A 17574-nucleotide genomic window follows, 5' to 3' on the forward strand; every position below is an offset into this window, starting at 1 on the left:
AACGTGTGAGGTGTCAGTCTTGCAAACCTAGCGCAAAAAACGTCGCAACGAAAGCTTCATATCGCTATGAGAAGCCGGAGAAGATCGGCCCTCTCCCGCCAGGCTCGGACGGCTGAACACCTACGCGCGCGGCGTGGCGGCCGCCATATGCGCCGCTGCAACTGGGGGCGTTGGTGACAACAGAATGCAAAAATGCCGTTCGGTCATTCACCGAACGGCATTTTTTTGTACCGCCGCGCTTTTACACGGCAAGGTGGCTCAGGTTTAGACGGCTGCCGGCCGCCATTTCAACAAGCGCTGCTCGACTGCGGTCAACAGGTAGTCCGCTGCCAACGCGACCACGGCCAGCACAATCATCGCGGCAAACACGCCGCTTGCGTTGAACGCACCTTGCGCCGTGGAAATCAGCAGGCCGATACCTTGTTTGGAGCCGAGAAATTCGCCGACCACTGCGCCGACGAGCGCGAAGCCGAAGCTCACATGCAGGCTTGCAAGAATCCAGCTCAATGCCGAGGGAATCACGACCGACGTGGTTACCTGACGGCGCGAAGCACCGAGAATTTGCGCATTCGCGATCATGTAACGATCCGCTTCACGTACGCCCTGAAACGCGTTGGCAAACACGACGAAGAACACCATCACCACGGCGAGTGCAACTTTCGAAGCCATGCCGAGGCCCAGCGCAATCACGAACACGGAGCCGAGCACCACACGCGGAATCGAGTTGGCAATCTTGATGTAGAGGCTGAACACGTCCGACAGCAGCTTGTTGCGGCCGAGCAGAATGCCGCAGAACACGCCGGCAACGGAACCGATAATGAAGCCGAGTCCCGTTTCTTCGAGCGTGACCCAAACCTGCGTGAGAAGCGGGCCTTGAGACGTGCCGTTCACGAACCAGTCGACAATCTGATCGAAAATCGCGGTCGGCATCGAAAAGAAGAACGGGTCGATCCACTTCAGGCGCGCGGACAGTTCCCAGCCGCCGAGCACGATCACGAGTACGGCGATACGCAGCGCGATCACCAGCACCTGACGTTGCCGGATACGTTTTTGCGCGACCCGTTCGACCTGCGCGAGCGACGCGGCGTCGATACCCGAGGGCATCATCTGTTGAGGAGTAGTAGACATGTTTCGCTTTCCTTGATTAACCGATCTGCACTTCTTCGCGCAGGTCGTGCCAGATGTCGCGCGAGATTTCGATGAAACGCGGGTCGTAGCGAACTTCCGACGTGACACGCGGACGCGGCAGATCGATCTCGTAGACCTTTTTTAGCGTGGCTGGCCGCGCGGTCAGCACGAACACGCGGTCGGCGAGTGCAATCGCCTCTTCGAGATCGTGCGTGACAAATACGACCGACCCGGCGCCGCCCCACAACTGCAGCAATTCGTCCTGCATCAGCGTGCGCGTTTGCATGTCGAGCGCGGAGAACGGTTCGTCCATCAACAGGATTTCCGGCCGGTTGATGAACGTTTGCGCGAGCGCCACGCGTTTGCGCATGCCGCCGGACAACTGATGCGGATAGTGCTTGCCGAACTTGTCGAGGCCCACACGGCGCAACCACTCGTTCGCTTCTTCGTACGCGGCGGATTTCGAGCGGCCGCGATACAGCGGACCGGCCGCGACGTTGTCGATGACCGAGCGCCACGGAAACACGGCGTCTGCCTGAAACACGAAGCCGATGCGCGGATCGATGCCGTCGACCGGCGCGCCCATCACGCGCACTTCGCCGGTAGTGGGCTTGAGCAAGCCCGTAATCATGCTGAGCGTGGTGGATTTGCCGCAGCCCGTCGGCCCGACAATCGCAACGAACTCGCCGCGCGCCACCGACATGCTGAAGTCGCGCAGCGCGATGGTTGCCTTGCCGTCCGGAGAAATGAAACGGCAGGACACGTTGCGCATTTCGATAGCAGGCGTCTCGCGTGACATAGGTTGGTTCATCGGCTGGTGCCTCGCAGTTTGCTTGATGTGGATGACGTTACTTGGCCGCGGTCTTGACCGGCGCCGCCACGAAGTCGTTCGTGTAGGTCTTGGCGAGGTCAATGTGCTTGCCCTTCACCGAGGGGTTGAATGCGGAGAGCACCTTCAGCACGGTCTCCGGGCCGTCGGCGGGCATCTTGCCGTCCTTCGTGAACATGGGCAGCGACGCTTTCAGTGCACCGACGTAAAGGTCCTTGTTGTTGCCGTAGTAGTCCTTCGGCATCTTGGCCGCGATCTCTTCAGCGCTATGCGTGGCAATGAAGTTCAGCGTCTTTGCGAAAGCGTGCGAAAGCTTCGCCGCGTCGCTCTTGTGCGACTCGGCCCACGCGCGTTGCACGTAGAAGCTCGAAGCCGGATAAGTGCCGCCGAGCGCTGCGCGCGTGCCTTCGAGGGTGCGCATATCGACCAGTACTTTTGCGTCGCCGGTCTTGAGAAGTTGCGAGACCGTCGGCTCTGTCGTCATGCCGGCGTCGATACGGCTTTGTTTGATGGCCGCGATAAAGCTATTGTCGGCACCTACCGGCAACAGCGTGTATTGCGTGGACGGAACACCCGCGCGTTGCGCAAGGTATTGCGTGAGGAAGCTTGTCGAGGAGCCGAGGCCGGTCACGCCGAGCGTCTTGCCTTTTGCGTCAGCCATGCTCTTGAAGCTGTCTGCCGCTTTCGTGGAGACCATTTCCACTTCGCCCGGCACCTGGCCGAAGATCACCAGCGCCTGCACTTCTTTGCCTTTGCTCTGCAGATCGATAGTGTGATCGTAGAAGCCCACTACGCCTTGCACCGCGCCTGCGAGCAGTTCGTTCTCTGCATCCACGCCCGCGGGCTGCGAGAGAATTTCGACGTCGAGGCCTTCGTCTTTGAAGTAGCCGAGTTGTTCAGTCAGCTTGGCCGGCAGGTAAATGATCTTGGTGGCGCCGCCGACCATGATCGTGAGTTTCTCCGCGTGAGCGGCTGCCGAAGCAGCGGCGAGGGCAAACGCAACACCGGACACAGCGGCGATCTGGCGCAAGGTACGCATGAGGCAGTCTCCTGGGGTTTGGCCGCCGCCCTATGGACCATGCGGCGCTTTTTGAGTGAATGACGGCGATTATAGAAATCGGAAACCTTCTGCCAGCTTTCGACGGTGCCGGCAAATAGTGAGTGTTAACCCCGAACCGCGCGAAATCGTGCCGCAAACCGCACGCAGCGCATCTAGCGGAAGCTCGGACTGAGAACATGAAACTGTATGCGCCGAATCTCACGCGATGCGCGCAGCGCCCTGTTTTTACGGCACAATCGACGCCCTGACTCTCGCCGTTTGTGCCATGAAGCTGCTGCTCATTGAAGACAATCCCACTCTCGCTCACTGGCTCGCGAAGATGCTGGAGCAGGAGGCATTCGCTCTCGACGCCGTGCAGGACGGCGACGCAGCGGACCGTTTGCTGCGCACGAATCACTATGACGTGATCCTGCTCGACCTCAATTTGCCGAAGTTGTCGGGCAAAAACGTGCTGCGCCGGCTGCGTCAGCGCGGCGACGCGACTCCCGTGCTGATTCTGACGGCGAGCGGTTCGATCGACGAGAAAGTGGAGTTGCTCGGCGCGGGCGCCGACGACTACCTGGTGAAGCCATTCGAAGTGCGCGAGCTGATCGCGCGAATCAAGGTGGCGATCCGTCGGCAGTCTCCGTCGAAGGCAAGCGAAGTGGTGTGCGGCGACCTTGCGTTCGACATCGATACGCGTCAGTTCACATTGAAGGGCGCACCGCTGAACGTCACGCCGCGCGAGCGCTCGGTGCTCGAAACGCTGATTCTTAGATTGGGCAAAACGGTGACCAAGCCGGCGCTCGTCGACGCGATCTTCACACTCGCCGATGAGCCGAGCGAAGACGCGGTAGAGATTTATATCTCACGCCTGCGCAAGAAGCTCGACGGCAGTTCGGCGGCCATCGTCACGCTGCGCGGGCTCGGCTATCTGCTGCGCAAGAAAGAAGATGACCAATAGTTTGCGCGTCCGATTGTTATGGTGGTTGCTGGTGCCGCTCGCATTGTATGTGTTCGTGACTGGCAAGGCCGAGTACGACAATGCCAGGCGAACGGCCGATCTCGTGCAGGACAATCAGCTTATTTCGTCAGCGCGAATGATTGCGGGCGCAGTGGAATGGGTCGACGGTTTCCTGCGCGTGGATGTACCGCCCGCTGCGCTCGAAATCTTCGCGTCGCCTTATCGCGACCAGGTGTTCTACAGCGTCAATGTGGACGACCGGCAACTGCTTGCGGGAACGCCGGAATTTCCGCCGCGTCCAGCGCAAGCGGCCGATACGCCGGACCACTACGACACCGCGCTATACGGCCAGAACGTGCGCGCCGTGGGGCTCGTTCGGCTCATGTACGACAACGGCGCGACGCGCCACGTGCGCGTCACCGTTGGCAAGACGGTGCGTTCACGCGACGCGATGGCCGAACAACTATGGCGACCGCAACTCGTGCGGCAGATCGAAATGATCGCGCTTGCTGTGGCGCTCGTGTGCATCGGTCTGACGTTCGAATTGCGTCCATTGATGAAGGTGAAAGACGAGGTCGCCGACCGCGATCCCATGCAACTCGAGCCGATCCGCGTGGACCGTCTGCATACGGAATTGCGGCCGATTGTCGAAGCCATCAATCAATGCATTGCACGCCTCGGCGTGCAGGTCGCCGCGCAGCGCCGTTTTATCGCCGACGCCGCTCATCAGTTGCGTACACCGCTCACGCTGCTCGGCACCCAGTTGCAGTTCGCGCGGCAGCAGGGCGGCGTGAACCCGGCGCTCGACGAAGCGCTGGCCGCCATGCATCGCAGCAACCGGTCAATGGTCGGACTCACCAACAAGCTGTTGCTGCTCGCTCAGGCCGAGGCGGCGGACAACCGGCAGGTGATCGTCGAAACGGTCGATCTCGTGCCGTTAGCCATGGAAGTGGTGGAAGACTTCGCGCTGCTTGCGCAAGGGCGGCAAATCGATCTCGGCGCGGAGCTTTGCGACATCGCGCCGGTGGCTGGGCACCGTGGCCTGCTTCAGGCGCTGATCGCCAATCTCGCAGAGAACGCAATTCGCTACACCGGCAGCGGCGGGCACGTCACGGTAGCAGTGACCGCCGACGCGCACAGGGTTACCGTTAGCGTGATCGACGACGGTCCGGGCATTCCAGCTGAGTCTCGCAGCCGCATATTCGAACCGTTCTTTCGCGCTTCGACGGATACAGAGGGCACGGGTCTCGGACTTGCCATCGTGCGGGAAATCGCGGACGCGCACAAAGGCGATATCGTGCTCCAGGCGGGCGAGGGCGGCAAAGGCGTGCATATCGCCGTTTCGTTTCCGCGTGCGGCGTCGGGGCAGTCGCGCGCGGGCTAGCAGCGCCAGCTATTGCGGCCGGCGGCGGCTGTATCGCGTTGAAAATCTCGCGGTTGTTGCTGCGCCAGTGTCGAGATCAAAACGTATCAAAAGGCAGCGTTGTAAATCGCCAGTGCATCGGCCTCGCTGACGGGCCGCGGATTGTTCACGAGCAGGCGGGTTTGCAACATCGCGTCGCTGGCCATGCGTCCAAGCCCTTCGCGCTCGATGCCGACATCGCGCAGTCGCGCCGGAATCGCTGTCTCCGCAATCATCCGTTCGAGATTTTCGATCAGCGCCTGGGTCTTGTCCCTGGCGCTGCCGGTCGTTCCGGGCACGACCACGTCGGCCAGTTCCGCGTAGAGATCTGCCGCCGAGTCGGCGTTGAAGCGCAACACATGCGGCAGCACAAGCGCGTTGGAAAGCCCATGCGGCACGTGATAAATGCCGCCAATCGGATACGCCAGCGCGTGCACGGCAGCGACCGGCGAGTTTGCAAATGCCTGTCCCGCGAAAGTCGCGCCCAGCAGCATTGCCTCGCGCGCATCGCGATTGTTGCCGTCCTCGCACGCGGGCAGCAGGTTGCGCGACAGCAGTTCGAGCGCCTTTATCGCGAGCATGTCGGATACCGGGTTCTTCAGATGCGCGGACGTATACGCTTCAATCGCGTGAACCATCGCGTCGATCCCCGTGGCCGCCGTGGCAGCAACGGGAAGCCCGAGCGTGAGTTCGGCGTCGAGAATCGCCAGATCGGCGATCAGTTGCGGCGCGACGACGCCCATCTTCCTGGCCTCGCCGACTGTGACAATCGAGACGGCTGTTACTTCGGAGCCGGTTCCGGCAGTGGTCGGCATCTGCACGAGCGGCAGGCGCTGCACCGTCACCTTGTTCACGCCATACATTTCACTGAGTTGCTGCTGTTGCTGTGGAGCGAGTGCTGCGATGAGCTTGGCGACATCCATTGACGAGCCGCCGCCCAAGCCCAGCACGATCTCGGCACCGGCGCTGCGCGCGCGAGCCGTCGCTTCAAGCACGATATGTTCTGGCGGATCGGCGATGACGTCGTCGATCACCGTCGCATTCCAGCCATGCGCCGCGAGATCGGCAAGTGCCGGGTCCAGTAAGCCGCTTTTGTGCAGGAAGCCGTCCGTCACGACACACAGACGTTCAAGCGCCGGAAATTGCGCGCGCAGCAAAGCGCCGAGCCGACGAGCCGCACCGAATTCAACTATCAGCGTGGGCACCGTTTGAAAGCGGAATGCGTGCGTCATGCTGCTTCTCCCGTGACCATATGGCTCGACACTTCACGTCGCTCCAGCAAGGGAACGATTGTGCCGAAACCAAGACGCTGAAAATGTTCGGTCTCGCGGTGCTCCGCGAGGCCGTCCGCATCGCTGTACTGTTCGAGGATTACAAAGTGGTCCGGCGCGAGCGGCGAGCGGAAGAACTCGTAGTAGAGGTTCTTCGGCTCCGCGCGAGTGGCGGCGGCGAGTTCGGTGAGATGCTTCACGATCGCATCGCCGTAGCCGGGCTTGGCGAAATAATGCGCGATCACCTGCAGGTAGGCATGAGCCATCAGTAACTCCAACAAGACAGTGGTCGAGATCTCAGAGCGTGAAGCTGATGTCGCCGCGGGCTGCCGATATTCCTAGCCAGGCAGACGCGGCGCCGACTCCAGTTGTACCAGATTCGGATCGCCCGCTAAACGGCAAAGCCGTCGTCCTGCTGCGTTCCGCGGGCGAATCCATCAAATAGGCAGGGCCATCTCACTGAGATATTGAGAATCATTCGCGTTTGCGATAGATTGTCAGTGTGTTTTTAGGACCGGGGCGCCAGACTGGCGCCGGTACACGGCATCATCCAAAGGAATTCGTATGACCATGCTTTCGACGCCGCAGCCCACGTTCGCCGATCTGTCTATCGAGCCCGGCCTACCCACGGTCGTGTCGCCACGCGCGGGCGGGGACATGTCATTGAACGACGCCGCGTCGCTGCTGCATGCGATTGTCGGCGAGACGCTCGAGCGCGTCGGCGGCGTGCTCTTCTCAGGCTTCCGGGTTGATTCGATCGATGCATTCCAGGGTTTCGCCGCCTCGTTCGGGCATCCGCTGATCGGGTATGAATTCGCGTCCACGCCGCGCAGCCAGGTTGAGGGCGCGGTGTACACATCGACGGAATATCCGCCGCATCGCTCGATCCCTTTGCATAACGAGCAGTCGTATACCCGCGAATGGCCGTTGCGGATCTGGTTCCACTGCGCGCTCGCCGCGCGCTCCGGCGGCGCGACGCCGATTGCGGACAGCCGCGCCATTTATCACGCGCTCGACCCCGCGCTCGTCGAGCGTTTTGCCCGCCGCGAACTGCTTTACGTGCGCAACTTCGGTCAGGGGCTCGATTTGCCGTGGCAGCAGGCCTTCGGCTCGGACGATCTAGCCGTGGTCGAGCGTATTTGCCGCGCGCGCGGCATTGAATGCGAATGGCGCGACAGCGAAGACGGCGAGTTGCTTCTGCGCACGCGCGAGCGTTGTCAGGCGGTGGCGCGACATCCGCGCACGGGTGAAAACGTGTGGTTCAACCAGGCGAACCTGTTCCATCTTTCGTCGCTCGATGAAGACATGCAGGACGCACTGATCGAGTCCGTCGGTCTGGAAAACGTGCCGCGCAATGTGTACTACGGCGACGGCGCGCCGCTCGAAGCCGACGCCCTCGCACAGATTCGCGGCGTTCTCGACGCGCAACGTGTCGTGTTTCCCTGGCAAACCGGCGACGTGCTGATGCTCGACAACATGTTGACGGCGCATGCACGCGACCCGTTCGAGGGGCCGCGCAAGGTGGTCGTCGCAATGGCACAGAGTTACCGTGAAGGCCAGACGGTGTAGCGCGGAACGACAACCGCGCGGCACGGTGTTTCGCGCACGATCGTGCGGATGGATTCAGCTCAGCGTTAATGCAAACAATTCGCATCTGGCAAAATTTTGCGACTCAAGTCATCTATAAGACATATGTCTTCAGGCGTAGGATAAATCGCTGAAAGCCTTGTCTGGCGGGCATCATCGCACTTTCGGCGGGTTCGCCGGCATGTTTGTTTAGCAGCGGATAGAGGAAAACGCGCATATACTCACGGTCGGGCCGTAAAAAGTAGTGCCGCGGGTCGCGCTGCGTTTTGCTGCTTCGTCGCAACTCGCTGGCTCAGCGCGTCCAACGCTCTGTCTCTCACTTCACCTAGCAAAGCATCAAACATGTCCACACCGCCGAAGATCATCTACACCCTGACCGACGAAGCGCCTGCTCTGGCGACTTACTCGCTGCTGCCGATCGTCAAGGCGTTCACGCGCTCGTCCGACGTGATCGTTGAAACGCGCGATATTTCGCTTGCTGGCCGGATCATCGCTGCATTTCCGGACTACCTGACCGCGGAACAGAAGGGTTCCGACGATCTGGCTGAGCTGGGTGGACTCACAACGCGCCCCGAAGCGAACATCATCAAGCTGCCGAACATCAGCGCTTCGGTGCCGCAACTGAAGGCCGCGATCACCGAATTGCGCGATCAGGGCTACAAGCTGCCGGCGTACCCGGACGTCGCCACGACGGAAACCGAAAAAGACGTCAAGGCACGCTACGACAAGATCAAGGGCAGCGCGGTCAACCCCGTGCTGCGCGAAGGCAACTCGGACCGCCGCGCGCCGCTGTCGGTGAAGAACTACGCACGCAAGCATCCGCACAAAATGGGCGCGTGGTCTGCAGACTCCAAGTCGCATGTCGCTCACATGAGCGGCGGCGATTTTTACGGCAGCGAAAAATCGGCACTGATCGCTGCGGCCGGTGCGGTGAAGATCGAACTGACGGCTGCCGACGGCACGAAGACAGTTCTGAAGGAAAAGACGCCGGTGCAGGCGGGCGAGATTATCGACGCTTCGGTGCTCAGCAAGAACGCGCTGCGCAGCTTCATCGAAGCGGAAATCGCCGATGCCAAGCGTAAGGGCGTGCTGTTCTCGGTGCACCTGAAAGCCACGATGATGAAGGTGTCCGATCCGATCATCTTCGGTCACGTCGTATCGGTGTTCTACAAAGACGTGTTGACCAAGCACGCTGACGCGTTGGCGCAAGCGGGCTTCAATCCGAACAACGGTATCGGCGATCTGTACGCGCGCCTCAAAGACCTGCCGGCCGAAACGGCTGCGCAGATCGAAGCCGACATCAAGGCTCAGTACGAACAGCGTCCGCAACTGGCCATGGTCAACTCGGACAAGGGAATTACGAGCCTGCACGTGCCGAGCGACGTGATCGTCGACGCGTCCATGCCGGCCATGATCCGCGAGTCGGGCAAGATGTGGGGCGCGGACGGCGCACTGCATGACGCCAAGGCCGTGATTCCGGACCGTTGCTACGCGGGCGTGTATCAGGCAGTGATCGAAGACTGCAAGAAGAATGGCGCGTTCGACCCGGTCACCATGGGCACGGTGCCGAACGTCGGCCTGATGGCACAAGCCGCTGAAGAATACGGTTCACACGACAAGACGTTCCAGATTCCGGCGAACGGCGTGGTTCGCGTGACCGACGCAAGCGGCGCTGTGCTGATCGAGCAAGCGGTGGAAGCGGGCGACATCTGGCGCATGTGCCAGACCAAAGACGCACCGGTGCAGGATTGGGTCAAGCTCGCGGTGAATCGCGCGCGCGCGACCAACACGCCGGCGGTGTTCTGGCTGGACGCGGCTCGTGCACACGACGCGCAGATCATCAAAAAGGTCGAGCAGTATCTGAAGGACCATGACACGAACGGTCTGGACATTCGCATCATGACGCCGGTCGAGGCAACGAAGTTCTCGGTCGAACGTATCCGCGCCGGCAAGGACACGATCTCGGTCACCGGCAATGTGCTGCGCGACTACCTGACCGACCTGTTCCCGATCATGGAACTGGGTACCAGCGCGAAGATGCTGTCCATCGTCCCGCTCATGGCTGGCGGCGGCATGTTCGAAACGGGCGCGGGCGGTTCGGCGCCGAAGCACGTTCAGCAACTGGTCGAAGAAGGTTTCCTGCGTTGGGACTCGCTGGGTGAATTCCTGGCGCTGGCAGCGTCGCTCGAACATTTGAGCAGCGCGTATCACAACCCGAAGGCGCAGGTTCTGGCCAAGACGCTGGATCAGGCAACCGGCAAGTTCCTCGACAACGACAAGTCGCCGGCGCGCAAGGTCGGCGGTCTCGACAACCGTGGCAGCCACTTCTACCTCGCGATGTACTGGGCCGAAGCACTCGCCGCGCAAACGGAAGACGCCGCGTTGCAGGCGCAGTTCGCCGGCGTAGCCAAGGCGATGGCCGACAACGAAGCGAAGATCCTCGAAGAACTGCGTGCCGCACAAGGCAAGCCGGTGGATATCGGCGGCTACTATCGCCCGAACGTCGAACTGACGAGCAAGGCTATGCGCCCGAGCGCCACGCTGAACGAAATCGTGGACTCGATTGCGTGAAGTGTTCAGCCATGTGCTGACACGTGTGAGGAGCGGCCCAGGTGACAAAGCACTTGCGCACGCTTTGAAAGACGCAGCCAGGCACACGCCTGACGCGGCATAAAAGTAAGCGGTAAGCATGACGATGGCGCTCTCGAGCGCCATCGTCATTTCTGGCTGCATATCGCGGACGCGCGTAGCGCGGTCCATCAAACGTGAACGATTTCCCAGTCGCTCAGTTTCTCCGGAATTTCAAGCGTCGAGGTGTCGACTTCAGACAGATGCGGGCAGGTCAAACCGCGCGCGAGGTCGTCAGCCGCTTGTTGCGGGCTGGAAAACTCGCCGAGTTTGTCGTTGCCGTACGATGCTTCCCAGCCGTCCTGACCCGGCAAAATGTAGAACGCTCCTTCGGTCGATCCAAAGCGAAAGCCTTTCATTTTTAGTCTCCCAATTGCCAATAAAAACCGCTGTGCTCTGGCGGCTTCCTGCGCGGGATTCGGGGGCTGTCCGAGATGGTTCTATCGCATCCAATCCACCGCACCGCATGAAGCGCCTGCTCTTGTAAAAGAGTCTATGTCAGCAGGCAGCGGAGCAAACGGTCGTTGGGTGCTTCGTTATAACGAAAATTGCGTTTTAAAATCAGTGGGTTGCGCGTTTCATTTTGCGATGTGCAACGTGGGGCGACATTGCGAAATGACGAGTTTGTGCCACGCACCACGATTTTTTACGAAGCAGGGCCGCGTGTCGCATCGTGAAATTTTGGGTGTTTTGTAGATACACCTCCGTATGCGTCAGGAGGGGCCGCCCGGCAGCACGCGTTCCACGAACGCAATCATCGCCTTGTTGAACAGCGCCGGTCTTTGCAGCGGCGCGAAATGACTGACGCCGGGTAACACGTTCAATTCCGCACCGGGAATCGCGCGGGCGAGATATTCAGCGTGCTCCCGTTTGATGAACTCGTCGTGTTCGCTTTGTGCGATGACAACCGGCACGCGGATTCGCGCGAGGTCGTCCGCAAAATAGTTAGGCTCGGTCTTCATCATGTCGCTGACGGCGGCGACGAATGCGTCGAACTCGTCGGGCGTGGCGGAAAGGCGTGCGTAGTCTTGACGGTGCCGGCTGAAACAGCGGTCGATAACCGGCGTCGCTACAAATTCTTTTGTGCCGCTGGGGTCCATGTTGCAGCCGAAGAAGAACACGCCGGCAACGCGTTGCGGCGCCACCATGCCCAGCACCATCGCCACGCACGCGCCGTCGCTCCATCCGACAATTGCCGCGCGTTCGAGCGCGAGCGCGTCCATTACGGCAAGCACGTCGGAAGCCATCAGTTCGTACTTGTACGGCCGCGCGTCGCGCGTGCTGCGGCCGTGACCGCGGCTGTCGATTACCACCACGCGGTGCCCGGCAGCCAGGAGCGCCGGCACCTGATAACCCCAGTTGCCGCTGTGGCCAAGTCCGCCGTGCAAAAGAATCACTGCCGTGCCGCTGCCGTGAGACGCGTACCAGATCCGCGCGCCTTCGTGCTCGACCCAGCCCGACTCGCTCGATGCAGGCAGCAGCGGCGCGCCGTGCGCTTCGAAGCGTTCAAGCGAGTCGTCGTCCGATTCCTGGAAAGCTGCCATCGCCGCTGTCTCCTGTTTGATCGCCAGTACCGTCATTGCAAGCGACAGCGTGCCAGCACAGCACCGCGCATAGCAACGAACCTACGGGATTCTGCTGCCTCTTGCCGCCTCGCCGCTTCTCGGAAACACACCGCAAGCGCCCAACCGCCGTTCACTCCGAGTCGAGCTTCTCGATCAACATTGCAACGAACGTCTCCGTGACACGCGGCAACGTGCGTCCACGCTTCTTGATCAGCGCAATAGGGCGCGTGAATGCCGGATCGTCGACGGGACGCACCACGAGTTCAGGCTCCGCCCTCACTTCGCGCGCCGACGCCGGCAGAATGGTCACGCCGAGCCCCGCCCGAACCATGGCTACGGCGCTCATCATGTAGGTCGGCTCACAGGCAATTTCGGGCAGGCACCGCGCGTTCGAAAACGCGCTATCGACAACCGCCCTCACGCTCGTGCCTTGCGCCGTCAGCACCAGCGGCGTGGCCGCAAGATCGCCAAGCGTGATGCGGCGCCGCTTCGCTAGCGGGTGCCGCTTCGGGCAAACCACCACCAGCCTGTCGATGCCCGCATGTAGCACTTCCAGGTTGGCGTCGTCGAGAGCGCCGCCGGTCAGTCCGATATCGGCCTCTTCGTTACGCACCAACGCATTGACCATGCTCGCGACGACATCGCGCACCTCGAAGCTCACACGCGGCACGGTTTTCTTCAGGTCTTGAACGAGTTCGGGCAGCGAGCTTGCCGCGAAAGTCGGCAGGCAGGCGATTCGCACGGTGCCGCTCGCGCCGTCGCCGAGCGCGCGAGCGTCGATCAGCACATGCTCCATGTCGTGCAGCGACTTTTGCAGAAGCGGCAGCAGATCGCGCCCCGTCGGCGTGAGCGCGACGTTGCGGCTGTTGCGGTCGAAAAGCCGCAAGCCAAGAGTTTCCTCCAGGCGTCTGATCTGTACCGTCAATGCCGGTTGCGAAAGGTGCAGGCGCGCAGCAGCTTGCGTGAAGCTGCCCGTTTGCGCGACCGCGATAAATGCGCGAATGTCCCGAAGATTCAGATCCATGACCGTTTGTAATTGCTGCAATCAATTCATTTCAATTGATTTATCAGTGGGCTGAACTTACGCTGGATCGCAGTAAAAAACAACATTGGAGACAAGCACATGCTGCCATTACTGGGGCTGGCCACCATCGTCGTGCTGCTCGGCGCCATCCTGTCGAAACGCATGTCGCCCCTGGTGGCGCTCATCATCGTGCCGATTGCCGCGTCGTTGATCGGCGGGTTCGGCTTTCAAACGAGCAAGTTTGTGATCGACGGGCTCAAGGGCCTCGCGCCGGTCGTCGGCATGTTCGTTTTCGCGATTCTTTATTTCGGCACCATTACCGACGCGGGTACGCTCGATCCGATCATCGACCGCATTCTCCGCGCGGTCGGCACGCGGCCTACGCGCATCGTAATGGGCACCACGCTGCTCGCGCTGCTGATCCATCTGGACGGCTCCGGCGCGGTCTGCTTTCTCGTTACGATTCCCGCGATGCTGCCCCTCTACGACCGTCTCAAGATGGACCGGCGTGTACTGGCCGCGGCCGTTTCGATGGCGGCCGGCATCAACTTCCTGCCGTGGACCGGACCGATGATTCGCGCGTCCGCTTCGCTGCATCTGCCGATCTCGGCGCTGTTCAATCCGCTGATTCCGGTGCAGGCAATCGGGCTCGTCTTCGTGTTCGGCGTTGCATTCTGGCTTGGACGCCGCGAGGAAAAGCGGCTCGGTTTCGGCGCCGCGAGCGGTGCCGTGCCGATGCCCAAACGCGAACTGACACCAGAAGAACAGGCGTTGCGGCGACCGAAGAATTTCTGGTTCAACATCGTGCTCACGATCGTCGTACTCGGCACGATGGTCGTGATGGGCGAAAAAATTCCGCCCGCGATCATGTTCATGGTCGGCCTGTGCGTCGCATTGATGGTCAACTATCCGAACGTGGACATGCAGCGCAAACGGATCGACGCGCATGCTCGCGCTGCATTGATGATGGCCGGCATTCTTCTCGCAGCCGGCGTGTTCACGGGCGTCATGCAGGGCAGCGGCATGCTCAAGGCGATGGCGCAAGCCGCAGTTGGCTTTGTGCCGCCCGCAATGGCGAGCCACATTCCGGTCGCGCTCGGCATCATGTCGATGCCGCTTAGCATGCTGTTCGATCCCGACTCGTTTTACTTCGGGGTACTGCCGGTTATCGCCGAAGTGGCGGGCCAGCTCGGCGTGCCCGCGGTGCAGGTCGGCCAGGCCGCGTTGCTGGGTCAGATGACGACGGGCTTTCCGGTCAGCCCACTGACGCCCGCTACCTTCCTCGTGGTCGGCTTGTGCGGGATCGAACTCGCCGATCATCAGCGATTCACGTTCCCCTTGTTGTTCGGCGCATCCATCGTGATGACGATTGCATGTGTCGCGTTGGGGATATTTTCACTGTGAGCTTTACGGAAACAGGTGTGAGCAGCATGACAGCCACTCAGCAGGGACGCCTCGTGCGAATCGGCGCGGGCGCGGGCTATTCGGGCGATCGTATCGAGCCCGCAGTCGAACTCGCGGAAGACGGCGCGCTCGATTACCTCGTGTTCGAATGTCTCGCCGAACGCACGATTGCGATTGCGCAGCAGGCGCGCAGCAAAGACCCCGAACTCGGCTACGACCCGCTTCTCGAGACGCGCATGAAGGCGGTGCTGCCGGCCGCGCTACGCAACGGCGTGCGCATCGTCTCGAACATGGGCGCAGCCAATCCGCTTGCGGCGGCGCGCAAGACGGCGGAGATCGCGCGCTCGCTTGGTCTTGGCGACGTCAAGATTGCGGCGGTTACCGGCGACGACGTGCTCGATGCCGTGCGTGACAGTGCCTTTCGCTTCGAGGAATCCGGCGAGCTGGTAGCGGACTACCAGTCGCGTCTCGTCTCCGCGAATGCTTATCTGGGCGCGAGCGCAATCGTCGACGCGCTCGCGGCGGGCGCACAAATCATTCTCACGGGACGTGTGGCCGATCCGTCGCTGTTCGTGGCGCCACTGATCCATGAGTTCGGCTGGCGCATGGACGACTGGCAGACGCTGGGTCAGGCGACGGTGATCGGCCATCTGCTCGAATGCGCGGGGCAAATCACCGGTGGCTATTTCTCGGACCCCGGGTTCAAAGACGTTCCCGCGCTGGCGAGGCTCGGCTTTCCCATCGCGGAAGTCGGCGAAGATGGCGCCGTGGTCCTCACCAAGCTTGCGCAAGCTGGCGGACGTGTGACGGAGGCGACGTGCAAGGAGCAGTTGCTGTACGAGATCCACGATCCGCAACGTTATTTGCAACCAGACGTGGTCGCTGATTTCTCGCGTGTGCACGTCGAGGAAGAAGCGCCAGACCGCGTTCGCGTGCGCGGTGGCCGCGGCGCGCCGCGCACGGGCACGCTCAAGGTCTCGGTGGCGTATTTCGACGGTTTTATTGGCGAAGGGCAGATTTCATATGCGGGCCCCGGTGCGCTGACGCGTGCCCGTCTCGCACTCGACATCGTGCGTGAGCGGCTTGCGCTGACCGGAGTTCAGACCGAAGAACTGCGCTTCGACCTGATCGGCGTGAACGCCTTGCATGGCGAGACTCTCGCCGCCAGTGCCGCGGAGCCCTACGAAGTGCGCGCACGCGTGGCGGGGCGCACTGCGTCGCTGGAGCAAGCCGTGCGCGTTGGCAACGAAGTCGAGACCTTATACACGAACGGCCCGGCGGGCGGCGGCGGAGTCACGAAGTCAGCGCGCGAAGTCGTCGCGGTGCAATCGGTGCTGTTGCCGCGCGAGCTGGTGAAGCCGACGTTCACGATGGTGGAGGCGTGAGATGAAACTACGTGAGCTGGCCCATTCGCGAACCGGCGACAAGGGCAATACGCTGAACATCTCGGTGATCTGTTACGACGTACGGCACTACGAGCATTTGCGGGCCGTATTGACGCCGCAGCGCGTGAAGGCGCATCTCGCGGATGTCGTGCGCGGCAATGTCGCGCGCTACGAACTGCCGGCCATTGCCGCGTTCAACTTCGTGCTCGGCGAGGCGCTGGGCGGAGGCGTGACGCGCTCGCTCGCGCTCGACGCGCACGGCAAGTCGCTCAGTTCTGCGTTGATGAGCCTCGAACTCGAAGCGCCGCCGCCGCTATGAATTCGCCGGCGGCAATGCCCCGCCGTTCGTGCGGTGCTACTCGCCTCGCGCACTCGACTCATGCGCGCGTCGCAGCCTCTCGCGGCTGTTGCTCAGATGCATGCGCATCGCGGCGCGGGCGTCGTCGGGGTCCTGGCGCTCGATCGCAAGGTAGATGAGTTGGTGCTCGTTGAGCACGTTGCGCAAGGTCTCGATCTGATCGAGTTCTGCAATCTCCGCTGAGCCGAGGCGCGTGCGCGGACTGACCGCGCTTCCCAACTGGCTCAGCACGTCGAAAAAATAGCGGTTGCCGCTTGCGCGCGCGATCTGCAAATGAAATTCGACGTCGTGCGCGAGCGTGTCGGTGCTGCCGCGTTCGAGTTCGGACTCGAAGCGCGCGAGCGCCGCACGCATCTGTCTCAGGCTCTGCTCCGTGCGCCGCGCAGCGGCGAGCGCTGCCGACGCCGCTTCCACATCGATACGGAATTCGATGATCGCCATCACGTCGAGCATGCTCGACAGATCGGCGGCGGGCAGTTGCATGCTTTGCTCAGCGGCGGGCGCGAGCACGAACGTGCCGATGCCATGACGCGTTTCTACCACCCTGGCCGCCTGCAGCCGCGAAATGGCCTCGCGCACGACGGAGCGGCTGACAGAAAGCTGCTTCATCATCGCGACTTCAGTGGGTATGCGGTCTCCCGGTCTCAGGACGCCGCGGCGGATTTCATCGGAAAGGGTGGCCACCACTTTCTCAGTTAGGCTGCTCATTGCTGTGGCTTGTTGACTAATCGGCTGGAAAGGCGCGGGTTGAGGGCGCGCGGGACGTCTGGTGACGTCTGGACATTAGCCATCATAGCGTCTGTCGTAAAAATTCATGGCTTAACGATGATGAAGAGGCATCGGTCAGCGCAGCAGATTCTCGCCGCAGTGACTTTCATGTCATCAGACGTCTTATTTTAACGGCTTTGCGGGCTTAAAACGTTGCGAGTGCGCCTCGATTTTCGTCCATGTACGCGATTTATAGCCGCCAAGGAAGGGTAAACACCACAT

General features: G+C 61.5%; 16 protein-coding genes. 7 read left to right on the plus strand and 9 right to left on the minus strand.

Features of this window, described 5'->3' with window-relative positions; translation table 11 throughout:
• Positions 1-264: 264 nt before the first annotated feature.
• The 3 genes from H281_RS0119580 to H281_RS0119590 are packed head-to-tail and all read right to left on the minus strand — an operon-like array spanning position 265 to position 2996.
• Positions 265-1128: an ABC transporter permease gene (locus H281_RS0119580; protein WP_027804767.1), complete on the minus strand. Its 864-nt coding sequence runs from the start codon at positions 1126-1128 to the stop codon at positions 265-267.
• 16 nt (positions 1129-1144) lie between these two features.
• Positions 1145-1939, minus strand: a complete 795-nt coding sequence (locus tag H281_RS0119585; protein WP_027778126.1) for an ABC transporter ATP-binding protein — start codon at positions 1937-1939, stop codon at positions 1145-1147.
• A gap of 37 nt (positions 1940-1976) precedes the next feature.
• A complete protein-coding gene (locus tag H281_RS0119590; RefSeq protein ID WP_020068856.1) occupies positions 1977-2996 on the minus strand; it encodes an ABC transporter substrate-binding protein in 1020 nt (339 codons plus the stop codon).
• A gap of 286 nt (positions 2997-3282) precedes the next feature.
• On the opposite strand from H281_RS0119590, the gene H281_RS0119595 reads away from it, so the two are divergent.
• Both H281_RS0119595 and H281_RS0119600 read left to right on the plus strand, forming a co-directional pair.
• Positions 3283-3960: a response regulator gene (locus H281_RS0119595; protein ID WP_027778124.1), complete on the plus strand. Its 678-nt coding sequence runs from the start codon at positions 3283-3285 to the stop codon at positions 3958-3960.
• The gene (locus H281_RS0119600; protein ID WP_027804768.1) at positions 3950-5344 is read left to right on the plus strand and encodes a sensor histidine kinase; all 1395 of its coding nucleotides are present in this window, start codon (positions 3950-3952) and stop codon (positions 5342-5344) included. The genes H281_RS0119595 and H281_RS0119600 overlap by 11 nt, the downstream gene beginning before the upstream one ends.
• An 86-nt stretch (positions 5345-5430) precedes the next feature.
• On the opposite strand, the gene H281_RS0119605 is transcribed toward H281_RS0119600, so the two are convergent.
• The gene (locus H281_RS0119605) at positions 5431-6594 is read right to left on the minus strand and encodes an iron-containing alcohol dehydrogenase (protein WP_020068859.1); all 1164 of its coding nucleotides are present in this window, start codon (positions 6592-6594) and stop codon (positions 5431-5433) included.
• Positions 6591-6899, minus strand: a complete 309-nt coding sequence (locus H281_RS0119610; RefSeq protein ID WP_020068860.1) for a putative quinol monooxygenase — start codon at positions 6897-6899, stop codon at positions 6591-6593. Before H281_RS0119610 ends, H281_RS0119605 begins: the two co-directional genes overlap by 4 nt.
• Before the next feature lie 298 nt (positions 6900-7197).
• Between H281_RS0119610 and H281_RS0119615 the strand changes: the two genes are divergently transcribed.
• Together H281_RS0119615 and H281_RS0119620 are read left to right on the plus strand one after the other, a co-directional pair.
• Complete coding sequence (locus H281_RS0119615) at positions 7198-8202, plus strand: TauD/TfdA family dioxygenase (protein ID WP_020068861.1); 1005 nt, start codon at positions 7198-7200, stop codon at positions 8200-8202.
• A gap of 360 nt (positions 8203-8562) precedes the next feature.
• Entirely contained in the window at positions 8563-10791 is a 2229-nt protein-coding gene (locus H281_RS0119620; protein ID WP_020068862.1) for an NADP-dependent isocitrate dehydrogenase, read from the plus strand.
• Positions 10792-10979: 188 nt separating this feature from the next.
• Here H281_RS0119620 and H281_RS0119625 read toward each other — a convergent pair whose 3' ends face one another.
• The 3 genes from H281_RS0119625 to H281_RS0119635 form a co-directional block, all read right to left on the minus strand.
• Entirely contained in the window at positions 10980-11207 is a 228-nt protein-coding gene (locus H281_RS0119625; protein ID WP_020068863.1) for a hypothetical protein, read from the minus strand.
• 354 nt (positions 11208-11561) lie between these two features.
• Complete coding sequence (locus H281_RS0119630; protein ID WP_020068864.1) at positions 11562-12392, minus strand: alpha/beta fold hydrolase; 831 nt, start codon at positions 12390-12392, stop codon at positions 11562-11564.
• Positions 12393-12543: 151 nt separating this feature from the next.
• Entirely contained in the window at positions 12544-13437 is an 894-nt protein-coding gene (locus H281_RS0119635; protein ID WP_020068865.1) for a LysR family transcriptional regulator, read from the minus strand.
• Between the two features lie 99 nt (positions 13438-13536).
• Between H281_RS0119635 and H281_RS0119640 the strand changes: the two genes are divergently transcribed.
• Genes H281_RS0119640 through H281_RS0119650 form a run of 3 tightly spaced genes read left to right on the plus strand, consistent with a single transcriptional unit; the run spans position 13537 to position 16545 of the window.
• Positions 13537-14841, plus strand: coding sequence for a CitMHS family transporter (locus H281_RS0119640; protein WP_020068866.1), 1305 nt, complete (start codon positions 13537-13539; stop codon positions 14839-14841).
• A gap of 26 nt (positions 14842-14867) precedes the next feature.
• Positions 14868-16226, plus strand: a complete 1359-nt coding sequence (locus H281_RS0119645; protein ID WP_027804769.1) for an acyclic terpene utilization AtuA family protein — start codon at positions 14868-14870, stop codon at positions 16224-16226.
• A gap of 1 nt (position 16227) precedes the next feature.
• Positions 16228-16545, plus strand: a complete 318-nt coding sequence (locus tag H281_RS0119650) for an AtuA-related protein (protein WP_020068868.1) — start codon at positions 16228-16230, stop codon at positions 16543-16545.
• Between the two features lie 36 nt (positions 16546-16581).
• On the opposite strand, the gene H281_RS0119655 is transcribed toward H281_RS0119650, so the two are convergent.
• Positions 16582-17292: a FadR/GntR family transcriptional regulator gene (locus H281_RS0119655; RefSeq protein ID WP_027804770.1), complete on the minus strand. Its 711-nt coding sequence runs from the start codon at positions 17290-17292 to the stop codon at positions 16582-16584.
• Positions 17293-17574 lie beyond the last annotated feature (282 nt).

This window comes from Paraburkholderia caledonica (assembly GCF_000383275.1).
Lineage (GTDB): Bacteria > Pseudomonadota > Gammaproteobacteria > Burkholderiales > Burkholderiaceae > Paraburkholderia > Paraburkholderia caledonica.